Here is a 20,567-nt window from a genome sequence, read left to right on the forward strand (position 1 = left end):
GTTTGTCAGCCCTTCTTGGTCGAGCCGGCGGCCGCGGGCAGCGGCACCCGTTCGATTTCGAGGTGATCGGTCGAGGTGGCGCGGCGGCGCGCCTTGACGAAGCGGGCGAAGAGATTGTCGTCCGCCGCGATCAGGGCCTGCGGCGCCCCGGTCGAGACGAATTTGCCGTTCTCGATGCAGACCACCTCGTCCGCCACCGCGGTGACGAAATCGACGTCGTGCTCGACCATGATGATGGTCACTTCCCGCGCCAGGTCGCGCAGCACGGCGACGAGGCGGGAGGTCGATTCGACGTCGACGCCGGTCGAAGGCTCGTCCAGCAGCAGGATCCGGGGGGCGAGGATCAGGGCCCGGGCCAGGGCCACCAGCCGGCGCTGGCCGCCGGACAGGGTGCCCGTGCCCGCCGCCTGGGTCACCGTGATCTCCAGCGGTCCTTCCGGGCGGATGCGCAGCAGCGCGTCCCAGACCCCGACCCGGCGCAGCACGGCGATGATCTCGTCGTCCGTGACCTCCGCCTTCACCAGTTCGAAGTTCCGGCGCAGGCTGCCGGACAGCATCAGGGGGAACTGGGACAGGGTGACCACCTGCCGGCGCAGGCTGTCCAGCGTATAGCTGTCCAGCGCCTGGCCGCCGAGCAGGACCTTGCCGCCCTGCGGATCGTAGAGCCGGACCAGCAGCCGCATGATCGAGCTTTTGCCCGAGCCGGAGCCGCCGACGATGGCCGTGATCGCCTCCGCCCGGAAGCGGTGGGAGACACCGTTCAGGATGACCGGCGCCTTGGCCGGCGGATAGCCGAAGGTGATCTCGCTCAGTTCCGCCGTCGGCTCCGCCAGGGCGAGATCGCGAGCGCCCGGGGCATCCTTGATCTCGGGCTCGGCGTCGATGATCTCGCCGACCGGGCGGATCATCGGCCAGTTGACCGAAAGCCCGGTGAAGAAGGTGACCAGCTCCTGGATTGGCCCGACCACCAGGGGCACCATCAGGAGAAGGCCGAGCAGGGCGCCGATCGGCGTGTTCGGCTCGAACGAGAAGGCGGCATAGATCAGCAGGACGGTGGTCAGGATGGTGGACATCGAGCCCTGGAACTGTTGCACCGCCTCGCGCCGCAGCGTCGCCCTGAGCTTGGCCGCCATGACCGATTGCAGGCGCTCGGCAATGGAGCGCGAGCGCTGGCCGTGGGCGCGCATCAGCTGTACTTCCACCGGCTGGGCGGTGGAATTGCCCAATTCGTCGGCGAAGGCCGCTTCCTCGGCCCGCACCTGTTCGAAGGCGCGGCCGACGATGCCGGACAATTTCCAGCCGATCAGCGGAATGACGACGACAAGGCCGAGCAGCACGATCCGGATCAGCGGCGGGATGCTTTCGAAGGCCGCCAGATTGTCGGCCAGGAAAAACCCGGCGGTCACCATGCCCACGCCCCGGGTCAGGGGATAGGCCAGGATCTCGCGCAGGGTGAATTGCGCCCCGGCCGAGAAATTATTCACGATCTGGACCAGCTGCGGCCCCGAGACCTTGGCATGGAAAATGGGCCCGAGCAGCAGCATGCGGTCGTGCAGGAGAGCGCGCAGCGCCACCAGCATCTTCTCGTTCGACCAGGTGGTGACCAGCTTGCTCGCCATCGACAGCAGGATGACGACGACGGCGAGAATGGCGTAGAGCAGCGCCATCCACTTCGGATCGGCCCCGCCCTTGCCCTCCAGCGCCGAGGTCAGCGAGACCAGCACCTGCTGGCTGTAGGGCGTGAGCGCATTGACCAGCGCCGCCAGCCCGACCGAGCCGAGGAAGGGCAGGGGCGCCGCCTTGGCCAGCAGCAGGGCCCAGCGCAGGAGTTTCTTGAAGCTCATGGGCTCGGGCGGGAAGGGCAGGCCGGGGAAGCCGCCTGGGGCACCCGGCCCCTTCATGCCGCCCGCCGGCGGCATCATGCCCGGCGCGCCGCCCTTGGCGCCGCCCGGGGGCGGCATCATGCCCGGGGCCCCGCCCTTCAGAGCGCCGGCCGGCGGCAGGCCCGGCGGCCCGGCCAGGGGCGGGTCGCCCATCTTGGCGGCGCCGGGGGGCGGGAAATCCCCAGGGGGCGCGCCCTTGGGGGCGCCGGCCAGGGGCAGGGGGATGGCTTCAGGGGGCGGGGCCTTGGGGCCTGGGCCCGGCGGCGGAACGTCAGAGGGCGTCATGGGCGCGGGCCTTCAGGATGGTTTTCAGCTCGAACTGGCGCAGCATCGGCCAGCGTCCCAGCATCAGGCAGCACATGCCGGTGACGGTGGGGGTGGCGAAGCTCGTCCCCGTCTTCACGGTATAGCCGCCGCCGGGGGCGGGCACGGTCAGTTCGTTGCCGAGTGTGGCGAATTCGATCAGGCCCTGCTCGATGAAATGCAGGCTCATCTCCGGGACCTGATGGTTGTCGATCGAGATGACGCTGGAAAATTCCGCCGGCAGGCCCTCGTCGGTCACCGGCACGTTGCGCTTGGCCGCGACCACCACCTGGTTGCGCTGGTAGGCGCTCTCGCACAGCTTGTAGAGCGCTTCGCGCTGCGAGGCGGGGATGGCCAGGCTCATGTTGATCAGGCGATGGCGCTTGGCCAGGACATGGCGGAAGGCGACCAGGGAGGCGCTGGGATCGCCCTTGTTCCGGGCGTCCAGCACGCGGATGTCGTGCAGGCGGGCATTGGGCGCGATGCGCGCGATGATGCCGGCGACACCGGTGCCGTGGCCGAAAGTATCGTTGTTGATGCCGGTTTCGAGTTCGTGCACGGCCAGGCGGCCGTCCTCGTCCTCCACCGTCCATTGGCTCACCACCCGGCCGGCGAGGTCCGGGTGGGTGGCGTCGATGCCTGAATCGATCACGGCCACATCGACCGGTTCCAGCGTCGATGCGGCCAATTCGTCGAAGCGGGCGGCGGCGGCCTCGGAAATCGCGACGTGAGTCATGCCGGGCCCCGGTCAGACCGCGATTTCGACCATCTGTTCGAACAATTGGGCAAGGCGCGGCAGGCGGTCCGGCCGGGTCTGCGCCACCGTGGTCAGCGCCGCGATGATGCGCGCCTCCTCCGGGCCGAAGCCGCCGGCGGTGGTCAGTTCGCCGCCGCCGCCGGCAAGGTCGCGCAGGCGGTTGTGCTGGTCCAGCATCAGGGCGGCGACGGTGGCGAAATTGCCGTAGGCGCGGCCGTCGTCGGTGGTGAAGCGGTGCCCGGGCTTGAAGCGGACGGCGGTCAGCACGCCGATCAGCTGGTCGCCCGAGACCATGGGGGCGGCGATCACCGCGCTCGGCTCGCCCTCGACGCCGGTCGCCTTGTTGGCATCGTCGACGGTCTTGTAGGTGGGGGCGCCGATCTGCACCTCATGGGTCAGGGCGGCAAGGCCGGTGAGGCCGGCCCCGATCGGCACGCGCTGGCCGACCAGATTGCCCGGGCCGTTCACGGTCATCACGAATCGGAGATCGTTGGCGTCGCGGTCATAGGCGAGAACCGAGCCCTCGGCGGCATCGACGGTGCGGATGGCCGTTTCGAGAAGCAGGCGCAGCACCCCTTCCTCGCGACTGGACGGCGCGATGCCGAGATAGTGGCTGAGGTGCGAACGATCCAATGCCATCAGGTTTCCCCCTCCTTTTGAGCGCGGGCGAGTGTATCAGCATGACGACAAGACTGCGACACCGAGGCACGGGGTGCAGTGAAGCGGCTCATAGGCCGCGATGCGGGACCCATATAGTCTCCGCTCAGGTAAATCCAGGGGGTGATGCCATGAAAACGACCGCGACGATTCCCTTCCGCCGCGGCGAGAAGATCCGGCGCGATCTGGGCGAGACGGTGGACGTCGGAACGCTGCGCATCATGCTGATGCATGCGTCGCCCCCGGCGGATGAGGTCATGCTTCAGGAAGGGTATACGGGCTATGCCCAATGTCCGTGGTGCGGCCATGTCGGCTGGGCGAGCGGGCTCAATGTCACCCGCCCGGTCGATATCGTCTGCGGCCACTGCGGCCGCTATTTCCGGGCCTGAGGGCGAGCCCCGGGGGGAGGAGCCCCCCGGGGCCGGGGCTCAGAGGCCGAACAGGCCCGCCAGCAGGCCGGTGGTCGGGGCGCCGGCGGTCTGGCTGGCGATCGTGCCGGTGTCGAGCCCGGCGGTCAGACCCCCGAGCAGGGTGTTCAGCGTCTCGACCAGCGGGGCCAGGGCGCCGTTGTCCGCCCCGACGAGGCCGTCGACCAGCTGGGTGACCGGGGCAAGCGCGCCGCCGTCGATCGCGGTCAACTGGTTGAGCGGCGTGAGCAGGCCGGCCAGCACGCCGTCCGGCGCGGTCGAGGTCAAGGTGGTGAGCAGGTCGGTCAGCGGCTCGATCGCGGCATTGTCGCCAAGGTTGGTGAGAACCCCGTTCACCGTGTCGATCAGGCCCGCCGTCGAACTCCCGCCCGAGAGGGCGCCGCCCAGCAGGCCGGTCAGCGAATCGGCCCCCGGCAGGCTGGACAGGCCGGCGGTGATCGCCGAGGGGCTGGCCCCGGCGGCAAGGCCGCCCAGGATGCCGTTCAGCGTATCGACCAGGGGATTGAGGGCGGCATTATTCGTGCCCGCCAGGCTGCCCACGAGTTCGGTCAGGGGCGCCAGGGCCCCGCCCTGCAGCGCCGTCAGGTCGTTGAGGGCGCTGGTCACCGGGCTCAACGCCCCGTCGGTCGGATTGGTCAGCGCATTCAGCAGGTCGGTCAAGGGCTGGACCGCCGAGTTGTCGCCCAATTGGCCAAGTGTGTTGTTGACGAGGTTGATCAGGCCGGTGCCGCTGCCGCCCGAGCCGCCGGGCAGGGTCAGGCCGCCGAACAGGCTGGTCAGGCCGCCGACACCCGGCAGGTTGGACAGGCCGGAGGCGACGGCCGAGGGATCGGCGCCCGAGGCGAGGCCGCCCAGGATGCCGTTCAGCGTATCGACCAGGGGATTGAGCGCGGCATTATTCGTGCCCGCCAGGCTGCCCACGAGTTCGGTCAGGGGGGCCAGGGGGCCGCCTTGCAGCGCCGTCAGGTCGTTGAGGGCGCCGGTCAGGGGGGCAAGGCCGCCGTTGACCGGATCGGTGAGGGCGTTCAGCAGGTCGGTCAAGGGCTGGACCGCCGAATTGTCGCCCAATTGGCCGAGCGTGTTGTTCACGAGGTTGATCAGGCCGGTGCCGCTGCCACCCGAGCCGCCGGGCAGGGTCAGGCCGCCGAAGAGGCTGGTCAGGCCGCCGACACCCGGCAGGTTGGACAGGCCGGAGGCGACGGCCGAGGGATCGGCGCCCGAGGCGAGGCCGCCCAGGATGCCGTTCAGCGTGTCGACCAGGGGATTGAGCGCGGCATTATTGGTGCCGGCCAGGGCGCCGACCAGTTCGGTCAGGGGGGCCAGGGGGCCGCCTTGCAGCGCCGTCAGGTCGTTGAGGGCGCCGGTCAGGGGGGCAAGGCCGCCGTTGACCGGATCGGTGAGGGCGTTCAGGAGGTCGGTCAAGGGCTGGACCGCCGAATTGTCGCCCAATTGGCCGAGCGTGTTGTTCACGAGGTTGATCAGGCCGGTGCCGCTGCCACCCGAGCCGCCGGGCAGGGTCAGGCCGCCGAAGAGGCTGGTCAGGCCGCCGACACCCGGCAGGTTGGACAGGCCGGAGGCGACGGCCGAGGGATCGGCGCCCGAGGCGAGGCCGCCCAGGATGCCGTTCAGCGTGTCGACCAGGGGATTGAGCGCGGCATTATTGGTGCCGGCCAGGGCGCCGACCAGTTCGGTCAGGGGGGCGAGGGGGCCGCCCTGAAGCGCGGTCAGGTCGTTGAGGGCGCCGGTAACGGGGGCGAGACCGCCGTTGACCGGATCGGTCAGGGCGTTCAGCAGGTCGGTCAAGGGCTGGACCGCCGAATTGTCGCCCAATTGGCCGAGCGTATTGTTCACGAGGTTGATCAGGCCGTAGTCGGTCCCGCCCGGCAGGGCGCCGCCGCCGAAGAGGCCGGTGAGGCCGCCCACCCCGGGGATATTAGCCAGGCCGCCGGCGATCGCGTCCGGGTTGGCGCCGGCGGTCAGGCCGCCGATGATGCCGTTCAGCGTGTCGATCAGCGGGGTCAGGGCGCTGTCGTTGGCGCCGGCAAGGCCCTGGACCAGCTGGGTCAGGGGACCGAGGGGGCCGCCGTCGATCTGGGTCAGCTGGTTCAGCGGGTTGGTGATGGCGCTGAGGGCGCCGCCGTTGGCCCCGGTCAGGCCGTTGATCAGGTCGGTCAGCGGCTGGATCGCGGTCTGGTTGCCGATCTGGTTGACCGCATTGTTGACGACGTCGATGAGGCCGGTGGACGAGGTCGGCGGGGTCACCGGCGGCACCGGCGGTGCCGTCTGGTCGTCGACATTGGCGAAGGGCGTGCCGCCCGACGCCGCCGCCGCGGCGCGGCTGATCTGGCGCAGGCCAAAGCCGGTCGGGTCGGACAGGAAGGCATTGGGGCGCACGAAATTGCGGTGCAGGGCCATCAGGCTGGGGCTGTTGCGACGCTTGGTGCGGTCGGTCGCGGCCAGGCTGTCGCCGACATTGAAGTAGAAGCGCAGGCCGCCGTAGCCGGCGGCGCCGTCGTCGTCATAGCTGCCGGTGGCGAAGACCGCGAGGCCGGGCACGCCTTCGAGCAGCGCTTCCATCTGCAGGTCGCCGCCGAGCTTCGCTTCGTCGGAATAGGTGATGCCGGCGCCGAGGCGGAGATTCTGGGTCGCATAGACCGCGATCCCGGCCCGGCCGTAGACCGTGCTTTCCATGACGTCGCCGTCCTGGAAGCCGAGGGTGGCTTCGAGGGTGACCGCGTCGATGTAATATTCGGCGATCGCCGAGACGGCGAATTGCCCCATGCCCTCGACCGCATAGCCGCCGGCCATGATCCCGAGCGTCATGACCTCGGGGTTGCGATAGAAGAATTGCACGGCGCCGCCGGCGAAGCCGTGCTCGTCACCGACGACGCCGCCGATACCGTCGACCTGGACCCCCAGGCTGTCGCCCAGCGGCATGGTGAAGCTGGGGGCGCCGCCATAGATGCCGCCGTTCGAATCGCTGCCGCCGAACAGGCTGGCCTGGAAATTCGCCTCGGCGACGGCGCGGCTGCCGTAGCCGAACTGGTCGCCGGAAACCGGGAAGGCTTCCTGGGCCAGGGCGCCGGCACTGGCGGCAAGGCCGGTCAGGAGGGCGGTGGTGGAGAGCAGGGAACGGAGGGGCGCCATGGTTTCTCCTGGCTGAAGGCACCGGCTGACCGGCTTCTTCCGCCTTTATGGCGCCGCATTCCTTAATGTATCCATAATGGATGTAATTGTTCCGGATCCATCACGCTGGATCCATCCCGCGAAGCGCCCGGATCACGCTTTCCCGTGCCGGCCGGTAGAGCCGGCGGAAGACCGCCAGGGCCTTGTCGGCCTCGCTCTGGCCGCAGACGAAGACATCGACCGCCAGCAGCCCCAGCTCGGGCCAGCTGTGGGCGCTGATATGGGATTCCGCCAGCAGGGCGAAGCCGGTGATGCCGCCGCCCGCGCCGAAATCATGCAGCTTCAGGTGCAGCAGGCGGGCGCCGCAGGCCGCCGTGGCTTCGACCAGGGCCCGCTCCATCAAGGCGACGTCGTCCAGGGGACCGCCGTCCCAGAAATCCGCCAGCAGGTGCAGGCTGGGGCGGAATTGGTCGTTCATCCCGGCCTCCCGTTCCCGAGGAAGGCGAGGGCGGCTTCGGCGGCGGCGATACCCTTGGTATAGGCTTCCTCGAAGATCGACATGCCGCCGAGATCGGCATGGGCGGCGAAGACCGGCGGGGTCTGGACCAGGGCGGCCGCCCGCGCCGGGCCCCAGATGAAGCCGGGCACGGGGCGGACCATGGCATGGCCGAACAGGCGGATGTCGATCCGTTCCAGCTTGCCCTTCAGCGACGGGTGATTGCGCAGGATTTCCGCCTCGAACAGGGCTTGCCAGGCGGCGAGATCGCGGCCGAAGGCTTCGGCCCGCGCCGCCGCCGGGCGCAAGTGGCTGAGCGGCCAGTAATAGGTGATCACCGTGCGGTCGTGGTGGCGGCGCGGGTCCTGGTGGGTGGCGACGACATAGCCGAGCATGGCGCTGCGGTAGATGGCATTGTCCCAGGCCAGCGGCTCGCCCGTGCCGCCGGGCAGGCGGCCCAGGGTGATATTGGCGACCGCCCAGGGGGCATAGGAAAATCCCTCGGCGCCATGGGCCGGCCACAGGCGGGCGGCGATGAAGCGCGGCACGGCCAGGATCGCGGCTTCGGCCTCGACGGTGAAACTCTCGTCCCGGGCGGCATCGAAGATCTGGAGGCGAAGGCCGCCGGCCTCGGCCGCGGCAATGTTCCAGGCGAGGCAGCGGGGCCGGATCCGCCCGCCCAGGGGGGCGGCCATCCGGGTGGTCAGCCAGGCATTGCCCTCGGGCCAGGTCAGCACGCTGCCGGCGGCGGCATTGCCGGCGCGGCCGCTGCGGGCGGCGAAATAATGCAGCCCCGCCCAGGCCGAGGTTTCGCCATGGGGCGTGCCGAAATCGTCGCGGCAACTGTAGTTGACGTACCAGTGCAGCCGTTCCGAGGTGTAACCCTCTGCTTCCATCCAGGCCTTCATGGTCAGGCGGTCGAGGTCGCGCCATGCCGGATCGGCCGAGCTTTCGTCGACCGGGATGGCGAACGGGCGCCGGCCGTCGCGGCCGCGCCTTTCGGATAACCCGTGGACGAAGGCGAAGAAGCGCGCGTATTGGGCCCGGTCGTCGGCGGTCGCGCCGATATTGGGCACCAGCCCCTCCTGCCAGCGGCCGTGGATCTGCAGGCGTTCCTGGGGATCGGCGCTGAGCATCAATTCGTCGTAAAGGGGCAGGCCGGCGGCGTCGTAACCGGTGATCACCCCCAGTTCCTCGAACAGGCGGCGGACCTCGGTCGATTCGTCGGTCGGCAGGGGCACGTAATGGGCGCCCCAGGGATAGGCGGAAACGGCGTTGCGCCCGCCCCGGGCATTGCCGCCGGCCTCGTCCTCCAGTTCCAGGACGAGGAGGTCGTCCAGCCCCGCCCTTGCCAGCCGCCGCGCCGCCGCAAGGCCGGAAACGCCGCCGCCGACGATGGCGATGCGGGTCCGGACCGTCCGGGCCGGGGGCGGGAAGTCGCCGCTGCGGAGCCGGTGCCCGGTGGCGGCGTCGAGCCCGTCCAGCCGGCCGGGGACAGGTGCGGCCGGCGCCGGAAGCGACAGGGCGAAGGCGCCCCCGCCGAGGCCGGCTGCGGCCGCCCCCGCCATCATCGCCCGTCGTGTCGGCCTGGTCTTCATCGCCGTATCGTCAATAAATGAGGTATCGCGACCATTCGTCGTCGAAGTAATGGATCAGGACCTGGTCGTCCAGGCGCTGGATCCCGGTTTCGACCCAATCCATGTCGGGGGGAAAGCGGAACATGCCCGCCACCGTCTCCGGCGTCACGAAGCGGAGCCCTGGGGGATAGCGGCCGGCGGCGACGAAGGGGCTGCGCCCGGCCATGATGTAACCCCAGTCGCCGAAGGCCGGGACATAGGTGTGATAGGGCGTGGTGACGAAGCCCGCCGCCGCCAGGGTATTGTTCACGCACCAGAAGGATTTCCGCGCCACCAGGGGCGAGGTGCTCTGCACCACCAGGCGGCCGTCGTCGCGCATCGCCCGGCCCAGCAGGCGGTAGAAGGTGACGGTATAGAGCTTGCCGATCGAGAAATTGGACGGATCGGGCAGGTCGATGAAGACGGCGTCGAATTTCCGCTCCTCCGGCAGGTCCTGCTGCCCGCGCAGCCAGAGGAAAGCATCCTCGTTGACGATGGTGACCTTCTCCGAGGCCAGCGCGCCCCGGTTCAGGGCCGCCAGCATGTCGTTCCGGGTGAACAGCTCGATCATCAGGGGATCGAGTTCGACCAGGGTGATGCTTTCCACGGCCGGGTATTTCAGGATTTCCCGGATGGCGAGACCGTCGCCGCCGCCGATCACCAGCACCCGGCGGGGCGCTGCCGCCGCGGCGAGCAGGGGATGCACCAGGGCTTCGTGGTAGCGGTATTCGTCGAGCGACGAGAATTGCAGGTTCGAATTGATGTAGAGACGCAGGTCGTCCCGCTCCCGCGTCAGCACGATGCGCTGATAGGGCGAGGAGCGGGCATAGATGATGTTTCCGGGAAAGGAGGCGGTTTCGGCCAGCGAGGTGATCCGGTCCGAGCCGATCAGCCCGGCGGTCAGGATGGCGAAGGCGGCGGCGATGCCGGCGGCATGCTGGCGCACCCCGGTCATGTGCCGGCGCACGATGAAGAGCACCCAGCCCGCCACCGCGACATTCAGCATGCCGAGCAGGAAGGCCGAGCGGACGAGGCCGAGGTGCGGCACCAGGACGAGGGGGAACAGCAGCGAGGCGAAGAGCGCGCCGATATAGTCGAAGGTGAAGACGCGCGAGACCAGGTCGCTGAAATCCAACTCGTCCTTCAGGATGCGCAGCAGCAGGGGGATCTCGATCCCGACCAGGATGCCGATCGCCGTCACCATCGAATAGAGCAGGACGCGGAAGGATTCGACCTGTTCGAACATCAGGAACAGCACGGCGGCGGAGGTGCCGCCGACGAGGCCGACCAGGGTCTCGATGCGGACGAAGAAGGCGACCAGATTGCGGTTGATATAGCGCGACAGCCACGAGCCTATGCCCATGGCGAAGAGATAGGTGCCGATCACCGTCGAGAACTGGGTGACCGAATCGCCCAGCAGGTAACTGGCCAGCGTGCCCGCGATCAATTCATAGACGAGGCCGCAGGTCGCGATGATGAAGACGGAGGCAAGCAGCAGCGGCGCCAAGATCCCGGTCCCGCCTCAGCCCTGGATGGCGGCGGAAATGATGATCGAAATGCCGATGGCGACCGCGCCCAGGAACACGGCGAAGGCGAGGTTCTGCTTCTCGACCAGTTCGCGCCAGACGCTGACCTTGGGCGTCAGCAGATCGAGAATGACGAAGGCCAGCACCAGGATGACCGTGCCGAGCGCCGAATAGGCGATGGCCCCGACGACATATTTCGCCTGAATGAGTTCGATGAATTCCATCTCGCGGCTCCGTCACTTGTGGGATTGTTCGGGCGGTCCCTTGGCCTTGGTGGCGCCCGTGAACAGGCTGGCGAAGGCGAAACCCTGATGGTTCAGGGTCAGGGCGCCCGCCACCACCACCAGGGCGAATACGGCATAGATCCTGGCCATCGGATGCCCCCCGTCTCAGCCGGCGTTGTCGCGCCAGCGGCGCCATTCGAAGGACAGGGCGCGATAGACCGTCCACGCCGGCCACAGCGCCAGCAGCAGCAGGGCCATCACCAGCGTGCCATAGGTCGCCGCGCTGTCGCGGACGGCGATATGCAGTTCCTGCGCCGCCGGCCGCGGCGCGGCGGCGGATGGGGCCATGCTGCCCACTTCGGCGTCGATCAGCAGCCGGTAGGTCCCGGGCGGGATCGACGACAGCGACGACCAGGTGCCGGTCGCGCCCTCGGACCAATATTCGCCGCCGTCATAGCCTTGGTAATATTCGATCGCCTCGACCAGGGAATAGCTGTCGTCCGTATTCTCTTCGACCAGGGCGATGCCGACTTCGACCCAATCGTTGTTCAGGCCCGGGGTCTCGACCTCGATATCGACCGCGCCGCCGTTCAGGGCGAAGGGATCGGTGGTGATCGTCTGGTTGGCCAGGGCCGGGGTCAGAACATAGCGCTGCTGGAAGGCGACGCGTTCCGGATAGAGCAGCCAGAGCACGGCCGAGGCCATGATCAGGACCGACGCGGCGATGGCGCCGATGACGGCCATCGGCTTCGCCTTGCCCTTATAGGGTGAGGGCTGGTTGGCGCCGACGGTGGTGCGGGCGGGCATGGACTTCGGCTTGAAGACCTCGCGCACCAGCTCGGGCTCCAGATAATCGCCGAGGGAGACGTTGATCTCGTTCTCGTTCAACTCGAAGCTCAGCATTTTCGGCGGGGCGACATAGTCGATCGCCCGCACCTGTTCCTGATAGGTTACACGCCAGTAGAATTCGCCGGCGACGGCGACGACGATGGCATCCCCGTCGATCAGGCGGCGGTAATTCTCGCCCTCGAAGGCGAGGGTCGAGTCCAGCAGGCGGGTGCTCTTGATGTCGCGCTTCAGCAGCCGCGACAGGCTCCAATGGCCGCCGGACTGGGACAGGAAGCGGAAGCCGTGCCAGGGGTTGAACAGGAGATATTCGTCCCATCTGTAGGTCCGGCTGCCCTCGGTCTTGAGGACGTAACCGATAACTTCCCAGTCGATGCCGTGCAGGCGTCCGCGCGTGCCGAGTGCGATGGGCGATTTCATGGCGGCGTCATGGGCTTCGATGATGACGCGCAGGTTCTCGTTCGAAACGTCGATCAGCGAGCCGCAGAAGGTGCAGGCGGCATCCAGCGAATGGCCGGCGGCGCGCAGGGTCACGGTGCCGCCGCAGACCGGGCAGTCGAACAGCCGGGGCTTGCCCGGGGCGCTCACGCCCAGCCCTCCAGCGCCCGCAGGTTGGCGGCCTTCAGGTCGGGCCATTCGACGTAGAGGCCCTGGTAATAGCGGCTGCCCGCGGCACTGAATTCGATGCAGCCGAACTCGCCGTCACGGCCGATGAGGTCGACCGACAGCACTTCCCGGCCGCTCGGGGCGGCGAAGGGCAGTTCCCCCTCGCTGCCGATGCAGGTGACGGTCCTGATATCGACCACGCGCAAGGTCAACGGTCCGTCGGCGATCTCCCGGCCGAGCGCCGAGACCGTCTTGTCCGGCTCGCCCGCGGCCTGGCGCCTCAGCAGGTCGAGGACGTCATCATTGGCGCCTCCCGCCGGCAGTGGCCTTTCGAAGCTGAAGGCATAGGTGCCCTGGGCTTCCGCCAGCCAGGCGCCGGCGCCGTCGCCGCCGAGCGCGAACCATTCGTTCCACACCCCGTCCGGATAGCCGACCTTCACCCGCCCGGCCAGGGTATATTCGACGCCCAGGAACAGGCAGGTGGTGCCGATCTGGAACGGGCTCATGTCCGGGGGCAGGGCGGCCATCCTGCCGATGCTCGACAGGTCGACATCGTGGCGCACCACCATGGAACCGCAGAAGGCACAGACGGCATAGACCGACTGGCCGCCGCGAAAGGCGACCCCGGCACCGCAGGCAGGGCAGGGAAGCTGCGCCATGTCAGCGGATGCGGCTGAGGATTTCCGCCTTCTTGGCTTCGAATTCCTGCGGGGTCAGGATGCCCTTGGCGACCAGATTGCCCAAGCGCTCGAGCAGGGCGATCGGATCTTCCGCCGGGGCTGCCGGTGCTGCCGGGGCGGCGGCCCCGACCCCGAGGCTCTGCGCCATCGCCTGGCCCATGGCGAGGCCGGCGGCCATGCCGGCGCCGGCGCCGGCGACGCCGCCCGGATTGGCCGCGGCGACGCCCAGCGCTTCCGCCGCCTGGAACTGGGTATAGCGTTGCAGGTCGCCGGCCATGCGGACGCCGGTCGCCTTGTCCATATAGGCTTGCAATTCCTCGGGCAGGGACAGGCTCTGGACATAGAAGCTGCGCAAGGCCAGGCCGTATGCCGCCAGTGCCGGCCGCACCACCGCCTGCATCGCCTCGGAGAAGGCCTGCTGGTTGGCGGCCATGTCGACGAAGGCGACGCCGCTCTGGCCGAGGCCGGTGGCAAGCGCGGTGATGATCGCGCTTTTCAACTGGCCGTCGAGGTCGGCGGCGGTGATCCGCTCCGCCGTGCCCACCAGCTTGGCGAAGAAAATGTCCAGGTCCTCGATCGCATAGGAATAGGTGCCGAAGGCGCGGATGCGGATGGCGCCGAATTCCTTGTCGCGCACGGTGACCGGCTGGGCCGTGCCCCATTTCTGGTTGATCTGCTCGCGCAGCGAAAAGAAATAGACATCCGACTTGAAGGGCGATTCGAAGCCCTTGTCCCAGTTGCGCAGGTAGGTGAGGACGGGCAGGGTCTGGGTGGTCAGCGTATGGGTGCCGGGGGCGAACTTGTCCGCCAGCGTGCCTTCGTTGATGAAGAGGGCGGCCTGGGATTCGCGCACCACCAGGGTGCCGCCGTTCTGGATTTCCTTCCCTGCCATGGGAAAGCGATAGGCGAGGGTGCCGGGACCGTCTTCCGTCCATTGGATGACGTCGACGAATTGCTTCAGCAGGAAATCCATCAAGGCCACGACCGTTCTCCCCCCAGAGATCCGAAGCTCAAGGGTCGCATACTGAGACTTGCTGTCAATCGCCCGGGCGTGACGCCGGTCACGGTAATATGGCGCCGCGGCAAACGAAAACCCCGGCAGGTTGCCCGGCCGGGGTTTTCAATTCGTGCAGATCTGTTGAACGCTCAGTTCAGGCGGGTCGCCACCGAACCGATGGTCTCGCCGATGATGCGGTCCTTGGCGGCGGCATCGAGCTGCGTCGCGATGATCTCGCGGGCGGCGGCGATGGCAACCTCGGCCGCGACGGCGCGGACTTCGGCGATCGCATTGGCTTCCGCCTGGGCGATCTTGGCCTTGCCCACCTCGACCTTGCGGGCGAGGGCGGCGGCGAGGTCCGCTTCGGCCTTGGCGGCCAGGGCTTCCGCCACGGCCTTGGCTTCGACGACGATCGCTTCGGCTTCCTTGTCGGCGTTCCTGGTCGCCTCGCGGTATTTCGCGAGAGCGGCCTCGGCTTCGGCCTTCAGCTTGGCGGCTGCGTCGAGGTCCGCCTTGATCTTGGCGGCACGCTCGTCGAGCGCCTTGCCCATGATGCCCGGCACCTTCAGGTAGACCACGAGGCCCACGAAAAGGAGGAAGGCAACGGCGACCCAGGTCTCGGGATTGGACAGGAAATGCATGGCGTCCTCTCCTCAGCCGTTCCGGGCGAGCGTCGCATCGACCGCATTGGCGGCGGAAGCGTCGTCCACGTCGATACCGGCAACCTTGGTGGCGATGGCGCGGGCGGCCTCGAGGGCGATGTTGCGCACCTCGGCAAGGGCGGCTTCCTTGGTCGCGCGGATGCGCGCCTCGGCGGCCTTGGCTTCCTCGGCCAGCTTGGCTTCGAGCTCGGCCTTGCGGGCGGCGCCCGCGGCTTCGATCTTGGCCTTGGCTTCGGCGGCGATGGCGTTGGCGCGGGTGCGCGCCTCGGCCAGGGCCTTTTCGTAAGCCGTGATCGCGGCTTCCGCCTCGTCCTTCAGACGGGCGGCGGCCGCGAGGTCACCCTCGAGCTTGGCTTTGCGGCCCTCGATCGTGCCCTGGAGCTTCGGCACCACCAGGGTGCTGAGGATCACCAGAAGCAGGACGAAAGTGACCGCGAGCCAGAAGATCTGCGGCGGAAAATCCTCGAAGCGGAGCTGGGGCAGCCCCTTCTTCTCGCCGCCTTCGGCCAGGGCCGGGGTGACGGCCGCCAGCGCGAAGGCTGTTCCCAGGATGATGTGCCGCATGACCGTATCCGATCCCGTTCGCTTGGGATCAGCCGAACAGGACGAGCAGGCCGATCAGCAGCGAGAAGATGCCGAGCGCTTCGGTCAGCGCGGCGCCGAGCAGCAGGTTCGGGAACACCTTCGGGGCCGCCGACGGGTTGCGCAGGGCGCCCGCGACGAAGTTCGAGAACAGATTGCCGAGGCCGATGCCCACGCCGCCGAGGCCGAGGGTCGCGAGGCCGGCGCCGATCATCTTGGCAGCTTCGACTTCCATGGAACCATTCCTTCTAAGTTAGGAGCTTCGTGCTCTTAGGATCAGTGGTGAGGGGGGATCAGTGGTGAGGGTGGAACGCGTCGTTGAGGTAGATGCAGGTCAGGATCGTGAAGATATAGGCCTGCAGGAAGGCAATCAGAACTTCGAGAGCCGTCAGCGCCACAACGAAGAGCAGGGGGACGACGCCGGCGACGCCGAGCGCCACGACGAAACCCGCGAAAACCTTAAGCGTGGTGTGGCCCGCCATCATATTGGCGAAAAGACGGACGGCGAGGCTGACCGGGCGGGTGAGATAGGAGATCACCTCGATGACGATCAGCAGCGGCGCCAGCCACATCGGCACGCCCGACGGCAGGAAGACGTGGAAGAAGCCGAAGCCGTGCCTGATCAGGCCGAGCACGGTGATGCCCAGGATGATGATCAGCGACATGGTCGCCGTCACCGCCAGATGGCTGGTCACCGTGAAGGAATAGGGCACCATGCCCAGCATGTTGGCCAGCAGCACGAAGATGAAGATCGTGAAGATGAAGGGGAAATACTTCATCCCTTCCTTGCCGGCATTGTCGCGCAGCAGGCCGGCGACGAATTCGTAGGACAATTCCGCGACCGATTGCAGCCGGCCCGGGACCAGCGCGGCGCGCGAGGTGGCGGCCAGGAAGAACACGGTCGCGACGGCGACGATGATCACCATCCACAGCGCGGAATTGGTGAAGGAAATATCGATGCCACCAATTTCGAGCGGAACGAGCCGTTGGATCTCGAATTGGAAGAGAGGACCATGCGCTTCGCCGCCTGCGGCCATGTCGGAACCTCGAATACTCAGCCGCGCGTTGAAGAATCCTGCTCTTCGCTGGCCTCCGCTTCCGCCTGGAGGCGGCGTGCGGAACGGATCAGGTTCAACGTCCCGGCGGCGGCGCCCAGGAGGAAGAACACGACCATCAACCAGGGTCTCGACCCGAACCATCGGTCCAGCGCCCAACCGATCAACCCGCCGACGACGAATCCGGAAGCGAATTCGACGCCAAGCCGCATGGCCGATCCAAAGGCGCTCGACGTCCGGGAAGGCGCATCGCGTTCCGGCGGACCCAGAACATCGTTGCGCGCCTCCTTCAGGCGCCGGTCGAGATCGGCAAGGGAGGGAAGCGGATCATCAGCCATGTCGCTAGACTACCTTCTGGCGCGATCATTGCCAGTGTGCAATGCGCAAAGAGGCGCAACGCACCGAAAGCCCGCGGCCACTGCCGACCCCACACCCCGACCCCTAGCCAAGGCGGGCGCAAGGTAAGTGGCCCTTGCATCCTAGTCAAGGTACAAAAGGCCGCAGACAAGCCTTTGAAATATCAGCAAAAAGTCGAGTGTGGGCAAGGTGCCGCAGGCAGAATCGCACCGCACTGCGGCATGACCCCTTGAAATTGATCGGGAATTCACTCCGCAGCCAGCAATTCGGGCGCCTTGCTGAGGTCGACCGAGACCAGTTGCGAGACCCCGGGCTCCGACATGGTGACGCCGAAAAGCCGGTGCATGCGCTGCATGGTGAGGCCGTGGTGGGTGACGACGAGGAAGCGGGTGCCGGTCTCCCGCGCCACATCCTCGACCAGATCGCAGAAGCGCACCACATTGGCATCGTCCAGCGGGGCGTCGGCCTCGTCCAGCACGCAGATGGGCGAGGGATTGACCATGAACACCGCGAAGATCAGGGACAGCGCGGTCAGGGTCTGCTCGCCGCCCGACAGCAGCGACAGCACCTGGAGCTTCTTGCCCGGCGGCGAGGCATAGATCTCGAGCCCGGCATCGAGCGGATCGTCGGATTCGGTCAGCGCCAGATGGGCGCGGCCGCCGCCGAAAAGGCGGGTGAACAGCACGCCGAACTGCTGGTTCACCTGTTCGAAGGCGGCCAGCAGCCGTTCCCGCCCCTCGCGGTTCAGGGCGCCGATCGAGGCGCGCAGCTTGGCGATGGCGGCGACCAGATCCTCGCGCTCGGCGGTCATGGCATTGATCTGGCCTTCGATCTCCTCCGCCTCCTGCTCGGCGCGGAGATTGACCGGGCCGATGCCGTCGCGCTCGCGGCGCAGGCGGTCCAGGCGGGTTTCCAGTTCGGCCAGGGTCGGCAGGGCTTCTTCGGCGCCGACCTCCGCCTCGGCCAGGATGGCGTCGGGGGCGCAGTCCAATTCCTCGCCGATGCGCGCGGCCAGTTCCGCCCGGCGGCTTTGCGCCTGCTCGACTCCGGCTTCGGCCCGGACCCGGGCTTCGCGCAGCGCGCCGGCATCCGCTTCCGCGGTCTTGGCGGCGCGGCGGGAGTCGGTCAATTGCCGCTCCGCCTCGGCCAGGGCATCAGCGGCTTTGCGCCGGCGCCGCTCGGCGTCCTCGATCCGGTCGGCCAGGGCTTCGGCGGCTTCGGCCAGTTCTTCCGGCCGGCCGGCGATTTCCTCGCGCTCCGCCTCGGCGGCGGCGCGGCGCTCCGCCAGTTGCGCGCGCTGCGCCTCGGCCGAGGCGGCGCGCTTGTTCCAGGCCGCGAGTTCGGCCTTGACGTCCTGAAGGCGCTTCCGCCTCGCCTCGACCTCGCGGCGCAGGCCGTCGCGGGCGGCCCGGGCCTGGGACAGGCTCTGGCGATGCAATTCCACCTCGCGCTGGAGGCGGGCGCGGCCGTCGTCCAGATGGGCGCGGGGCGGCAAATCGTCCAGCGCGGCCAGCAGGGTCTCGCGCCCCTCCGCCACGGCGGCGAGATCGGCCGCCACCCGCTCGATCGATTCGGCCAGGGCATGGGCGCGGGCTTCGCGCGCCACCGCCTCGCGGCTGGCGCGGGCTTCCTCTTCGCGCAGCCGGTTCACCTGGTCGTTGGCCTCGCGGCTGCGGCGCCGGGCCTCGGTCTCCAGGGACTGGGCGTGCTGGGCGGCCTGGCGCGCCGTCTCGAAGGCGGCGCGGGCCTCGGCCGCGGTCAGGTCCAGGACTTCGCGTTCCGCCGCCAGTTCCTTCAGGCGGTTGCGCTGGGCGAGGCGGATGGCGGCGGCGCTGGGCGCCTCGGCGGTGGCGGTGAAGCCGTCCCAGCGCCAGAGGTCGCCCTCGGCCGTCACCAGCATCTGGCCGGGCCGCAAGGCGGCGTGGAGCGCAGCCCCCCGGTCGCGCCCGACGATGCCGATCTGGTCCAGGCGGCGGCCCAGCGCGGCCGGGCCGGAGACATGGGCGGAGAGGGGCGTGACCCCTGCCGGCAGCGGCTGCACGGCGTCATAGCCGGGCAGGGCGGCCCAATGGATCGGCGCCGCCGGATCGGCGGGCACCGAGAGGTCGTCGCCCAGGGCGGCGCCCAGCGCCGTCTCGAAGCCCTTGGCGACGCTCAGCGCATCGACCACCGGCGGCCAGGGGCCGCCCGCTTCCGCCGCCAGGAGGCTGGCCAGGGCCTTTTCCTCCGCCGCCACGCGGGCGGCTTCGCGTTCGGCAAGGCGCAGCGCCTCGCGGGTGTCGGATTCCTCGCCCAGGGCCTCGGCGCGGGCCGCCTCGGCTTCCAGCACCGCTTCCTGGGCGGCTTCGAAATCGAGTTGCGCCGTCTCCAGCCGTTCGACCAGCAGGCCGAGGTCGGTGGCGCGGGCCTTCTCCTCGGCCAGGCGGCGCTCGTCCGCGTCCAACTGCTGGCGGGTCTGGCTCAGGCGGTCCAGGCGGCCGGCGATTTCGCGGATTTCCCGCTCCAGGCCCTGGCGCCTGGCCTCGACCGCGGCGATGTCGCGGTTGGCCTTGTCCAGTTCGGCTTCCCGGTCCTGGAGGCGATCGGCGGCCTCCGCCACCTGGGCCTCCGCTTCCTCGGCATCCTGGCCCGAGCCGTCCTCGGCCTCTTCGAGCAGGGCCTGTTCCTCGGCCAGCCGTTCCAGGGCGGCGCCGGCATCGGACATCAGGGCGTCTTCGCGGCGCTGGTCGCGGTCCACGGTCTCGATCGCCTGGGCGAGGCGGGACAGGGCTTCGCGGGCGCGCCGCTCCTCGAGGGCGAGGCTGTCCCGCTCCACCACCAGCTTGTGCAGGATCTGGGCGGTGCGGCTCTCCTCCTCGCGCAAGGGCGGGATCGCCTCGGCCGCGCGGTTTTCCACATTGGCGGCATGGGCCGATTGCTCGGTCGCGACGCGGACCGCGTTCTGCGCGGCGGCAAGGTCGGCGCGGGCGGCTTCGAGTGCCGCCTCCGCCTCCAGCCATTTCAGGTGCAGGACGACGGCCTCGCCCTTGCGGATCTGGGCCTGGACGTTGCGATAGCGCGTCGCCTGCCGCGACTGGCGCTTCAGGGCGTTCAACTGGCCGGTCAGCTGCCCGACCACGTCGTCGACGCGGACGAGGTTGCCCTCCGCCGCCTTCAGGCGCAGTTCCGCCTCGTGGCGGCGGGAGTGCAGGCCGGAAATGCCCGCCGCCTCTTCCAGGATCTGGCGGCGGTCGCCGGGCTTGGCGTTGATGATGGTGCTGATCCGGCCCTGGCCGACCAGGGCCGGCGAGCGCGAGCCGACCGAGGCATCGGCGAACAGCAGCTGGACGTCGCGGGCGCGCACGTCCTTGCCGTTGATCCGATAGGCGGAGCCCGCCTCGCGCTCGATCCGGCGCGAGATTTCAAGCTCGACATGGTCGTTGAAGGCGACCGGCGCGCGGCGGCTGCTGTTGTCCAGCACCAGCGCCACTTCCGCCAGATTGCGCGCCGGGCGCTTCGAGGTGCCGGCAAAGATCACGTCGTCCATTTCCGAGCCGCGGATCAGCCGGGCCGAGGTTTCCCCCATGACCCAGCGCAGCGCCTCGAGAAGATTGGACTTGCCGCAGCCGTTCGGCCCGACGATCCCGGTCATCCCCTGCTGGATGATCAGTTCGGTCGGGTCGACGAAGGATTTGAATCCCGAAAGCCGCAGCTTCGTGAACTGGACCATATTCGTCTGACCTCAAACGCCGGGCGGCGGCGGTGGCCGCCGCCTCGGCACGCTATG

At 68.7% G+C, this 20,567-nt stretch carries 19 protein-coding genes; 1 reads left to right on the top strand and 18 read right to left on the bottom strand.

Annotated elements, in window-relative coordinates; all coding sequences use genetic code 11:
- Positions 1-5: 5 nt before the first annotated feature.
- Genes DKG75_RS23690 through DKG75_RS02780 form a run of 3 tightly spaced genes read right to left on the bottom strand, consistent with a single transcriptional unit; the run spans position 6 to position 3,582 of the window.
- Positions 6-2,168 (bottom strand): ATP-binding cassette domain-containing protein, encoded by a 2,163-nt coding sequence (locus DKG75_RS23690; RefSeq protein WP_133636738.1) that lies wholly within the window; start codon positions 2,166-2,168, stop codon positions 6-8.
- Entirely contained in the window at positions 2,155-2,922 is a 768-nt protein-coding gene (locus DKG75_RS02775; RefSeq protein ID WP_109919546.1) for a S8 family serine peptidase, read from the bottom strand. Before DKG75_RS02775 ends, DKG75_RS23690 begins: the two co-directional genes overlap by 14 nt.
- Positions 2,923-2,934: 12 nt before the next feature.
- A complete protein-coding gene (locus DKG75_RS02780) occupies positions 2,935-3,582 on the bottom strand; it encodes a GAF domain-containing protein (RefSeq protein ID WP_109919547.1) in 648 nt (215 codons plus the stop codon).
- Positions 3,583-3,731: 149 nt separating this feature from the next.
- Between DKG75_RS02780 and DKG75_RS02785 the strand changes: the two genes are divergently transcribed.
- Positions 3,732-3,989, top strand: coding sequence for a hypothetical protein (locus DKG75_RS02785; protein ID WP_109919548.1), 258 nt, complete (start codon positions 3,732-3,734; stop codon positions 3,987-3,989).
- Positions 3,990-4,028: 39 nt separating this feature from the next.
- Here DKG75_RS02785 and DKG75_RS02790 read toward each other — a convergent pair whose 3' ends face one another.
- From DKG75_RS02790 to DKG75_RS02855, 15 genes are all read right to left on the bottom strand, one after another.
- Complete coding sequence (locus DKG75_RS02790) at positions 4,029-7,175, bottom strand: beta strand repeat-containing protein (protein ID WP_109919549.1); 3,147 nt, start codon at positions 7,173-7,175, stop codon at positions 4,029-4,031.
- Positions 7,176-7,275: 100 nt separating this feature from the next.
- Positions 7,276-7,632, bottom strand: coding sequence for an adenosylmethionine decarboxylase (gene speD / locus DKG75_RS02795; protein ID WP_109919550.1), 357 nt, complete (start codon positions 7,630-7,632; stop codon positions 7,276-7,278).
- The gene (locus DKG75_RS02800; protein WP_109919551.1) at positions 7,629-9,248 is read right to left on the bottom strand and encodes an FAD-dependent oxidoreductase; all 1,620 of its coding nucleotides are present in this window, start codon (positions 9,246-9,248) and stop codon (positions 7,629-7,631) included. The genes speD and DKG75_RS02800 overlap by 4 nt, the downstream gene beginning before the upstream one ends.
- A 10-nt stretch (positions 9,249-9,258) precedes the next feature.
- The gene (locus DKG75_RS02805; protein WP_109919552.1) at positions 9,259-10,773 is read right to left on the bottom strand and encodes a polyamine aminopropyltransferase; all 1,515 of its coding nucleotides are present in this window, start codon (positions 10,771-10,773) and stop codon (positions 9,259-9,261) included.
- Positions 10,774-10,788: 15 nt separating this feature from the next.
- Positions 10,789-11,016: a DUF350 domain-containing protein gene (locus DKG75_RS02810; RefSeq protein ID WP_109919553.1), complete on the bottom strand. Its 228-nt coding sequence runs from the start codon at positions 11,014-11,016 to the stop codon at positions 10,789-10,791.
- A gap of 12 nt (positions 11,017-11,028) precedes the next feature.
- A complete protein-coding gene (locus DKG75_RS22890; protein WP_166646315.1) occupies positions 11,029-11,166 on the bottom strand; it encodes a hypothetical protein in 138 nt (45 codons plus the stop codon).
- Between the two features lie 15 nt (positions 11,167-11,181).
- Positions 11,182-12,450, bottom strand: coding sequence for a DUF4178 domain-containing protein (locus DKG75_RS02815; RefSeq protein ID WP_166646316.1), 1,269 nt, complete (start codon positions 12,448-12,450; stop codon positions 11,182-11,184).
- Positions 12,447-13,127, bottom strand: coding sequence for a DUF4178 domain-containing protein (locus DKG75_RS02820; RefSeq protein WP_109919555.1), 681 nt, complete (start codon positions 13,125-13,127; stop codon positions 12,447-12,449). The genes DKG75_RS02815 and DKG75_RS02820 overlap by 4 nt, the downstream gene beginning before the upstream one ends.
- A gap of 1 nt (position 13,128) precedes the next feature.
- Positions 13,129-14,121: an SPFH domain-containing protein gene (locus tag DKG75_RS02825; RefSeq protein WP_243746451.1), complete on the bottom strand. Its 993-nt coding sequence runs from the start codon at positions 14,119-14,121 to the stop codon at positions 13,129-13,131.
- Positions 14,122-14,294: 173 nt separating this feature from the next.
- Positions 14,295-14,786: a F0F1 ATP synthase subunit B family protein gene (locus tag DKG75_RS02830; protein WP_109919557.1), complete on the bottom strand. Its 492-nt coding sequence runs from the start codon at positions 14,784-14,786 to the stop codon at positions 14,295-14,297.
- A gap of 12 nt (positions 14,787-14,798) precedes the next feature.
- Entirely contained in the window at positions 14,799-15,371 is a 573-nt protein-coding gene (locus DKG75_RS02835; RefSeq protein WP_109919558.1) for a F0F1 ATP synthase subunit B family protein, read from the bottom strand.
- Positions 15,372-15,399: 28 nt separating this feature from the next.
- Positions 15,400-15,624, bottom strand: a complete 225-nt coding sequence (locus tag DKG75_RS02840) for a F0F1 ATP synthase subunit C (RefSeq protein ID WP_109905724.1) — start codon at positions 15,622-15,624, stop codon at positions 15,400-15,402.
- Between the two features lie 58 nt (positions 15,625-15,682).
- Entirely contained in the window at positions 15,683-16,426 is a 744-nt protein-coding gene (locus tag DKG75_RS02845) for a F0F1 ATP synthase subunit A (protein WP_109919559.1), read from the bottom strand.
- Between the two features lie 17 nt (positions 16,427-16,443).
- A complete protein-coding gene (locus tag DKG75_RS02850) occupies positions 16,444-16,782 on the bottom strand; it encodes an AtpZ/AtpI family protein (protein WP_109919560.1) in 339 nt (112 codons plus the stop codon).
- 266 nt (positions 16,783-17,048) lie between these two features.
- The gene (locus tag DKG75_RS02855) at positions 17,049-20,510 is read right to left on the bottom strand and encodes an AAA family ATPase (RefSeq protein ID WP_109919561.1); all 3,462 of its coding nucleotides are present in this window, start codon (positions 20,508-20,510) and stop codon (positions 17,049-17,051) included.
- Between the last annotated feature and the right edge of the window lie 57 nt (positions 20,511-20,567).

Origin of the sequence: Zavarzinia compransoris (assembly GCF_003173055.1) — a bacterium.
In the GTDB taxonomy this organism is placed as follows: domain Bacteria; phylum Pseudomonadota; class Alphaproteobacteria; order Zavarziniales; family Zavarziniaceae; genus Zavarzinia; species Zavarzinia compransoris.

Coding starts and splice junctions, on each gene's coding strand:
- DKG75_RS23690 (WP_133636738.1), bottom strand. CDS start 2,168: ATGACGCCCTCTGACGTTCCGCCGCCGGGCCCAGGCCCCAAGGCCCCG.
- DKG75_RS02775 (WP_109919546.1), bottom strand. CDS start 2,922: ATGACTCACGTCGCGATTTCCGAGGCCGCCGCCGCCCGCTTCGACGAA.
- DKG75_RS02780 (WP_109919547.1), bottom strand. CDS start 3,582: ATGGCATTGGATCGTTCGCACCTCAGCCACTATCTCGGCATCGCGCCG.
- DKG75_RS02785 (WP_109919548.1), top strand. CDS start 3,732: ATGAAAACGACCGCGACGATTCCCTTCCGCCGCGGCGAGAAGATCCGG.
- DKG75_RS02790 (WP_109919549.1), bottom strand. CDS start 7,175: ATGGCGCCCCTCCGTTCCCTGCTCTCCACCACCGCCCTCCTGACCGGC.
- speD (WP_109919550.1), bottom strand. CDS start 7,632: ATGAACGACCAATTCCGCCCCAGCCTGCACCTGCTGGCGGATTTCTGG.
- DKG75_RS02800 (WP_109919551.1), bottom strand. CDS start 9,248: ATGAAGACCAGGCCGACACGACGGGCGATGATGGCGGGGGCGGCCGCA.
- DKG75_RS02810 (WP_109919553.1), bottom strand. CDS start 11,016: ATGGAATTCATCGAACTCATTCAGGCGAAATATGTCGTCGGGGCCATC.
- DKG75_RS22890 (WP_166646315.1), bottom strand. CDS start 11,166: ATGGCCAGGATCTATGCCGTATTCGCCCTGGTGGTGGTGGCGGGCGCC.
- DKG75_RS02820 (WP_109919555.1), bottom strand. CDS start 13,127: ATGGCGCAGCTTCCCTGCCCTGCCTGCGGTGCCGGGGTCGCCTTTCGC.
- DKG75_RS02825 (WP_243746451.1), bottom strand. CDS start 14,121: ATGGATTTCCTGCTGAAGCAATTCGTCGACGTCATCCAATGGACGGAA.
- DKG75_RS02830 (WP_109919557.1), bottom strand. CDS start 14,786: ATGCATTTCCTGTCCAATCCCGAGACCTGGGTCGCCGTTGCCTTCCTC.
- DKG75_RS02835 (WP_109919558.1), bottom strand. CDS start 15,371: ATGCGGCACATCATCCTGGGAACAGCCTTCGCGCTGGCGGCCGTCACC.
- DKG75_RS02840 (WP_109905724.1), bottom strand. CDS start 15,624: ATGGAAGTCGAAGCTGCCAAGATGATCGGCGCCGGCCTCGCGACCCTC.
- DKG75_RS02845 (WP_109919559.1), bottom strand. CDS start 16,426: ATGGCCGCAGGCGGCGAAGCGCATGGTCCTCTCTTCCAATTCGAGATC.
- DKG75_RS02850 (WP_109919560.1), bottom strand. CDS start 16,782: ATGGCTGATGATCCGCTTCCCTCCCTTGCCGATCTCGACCGGCGCCTG.
- DKG75_RS02855 (WP_109919561.1), bottom strand. CDS start 20,510: ATGGTCCAGTTCACGAAGCTGCGGCTTTCGGGATTCAAATCCTTCGTC.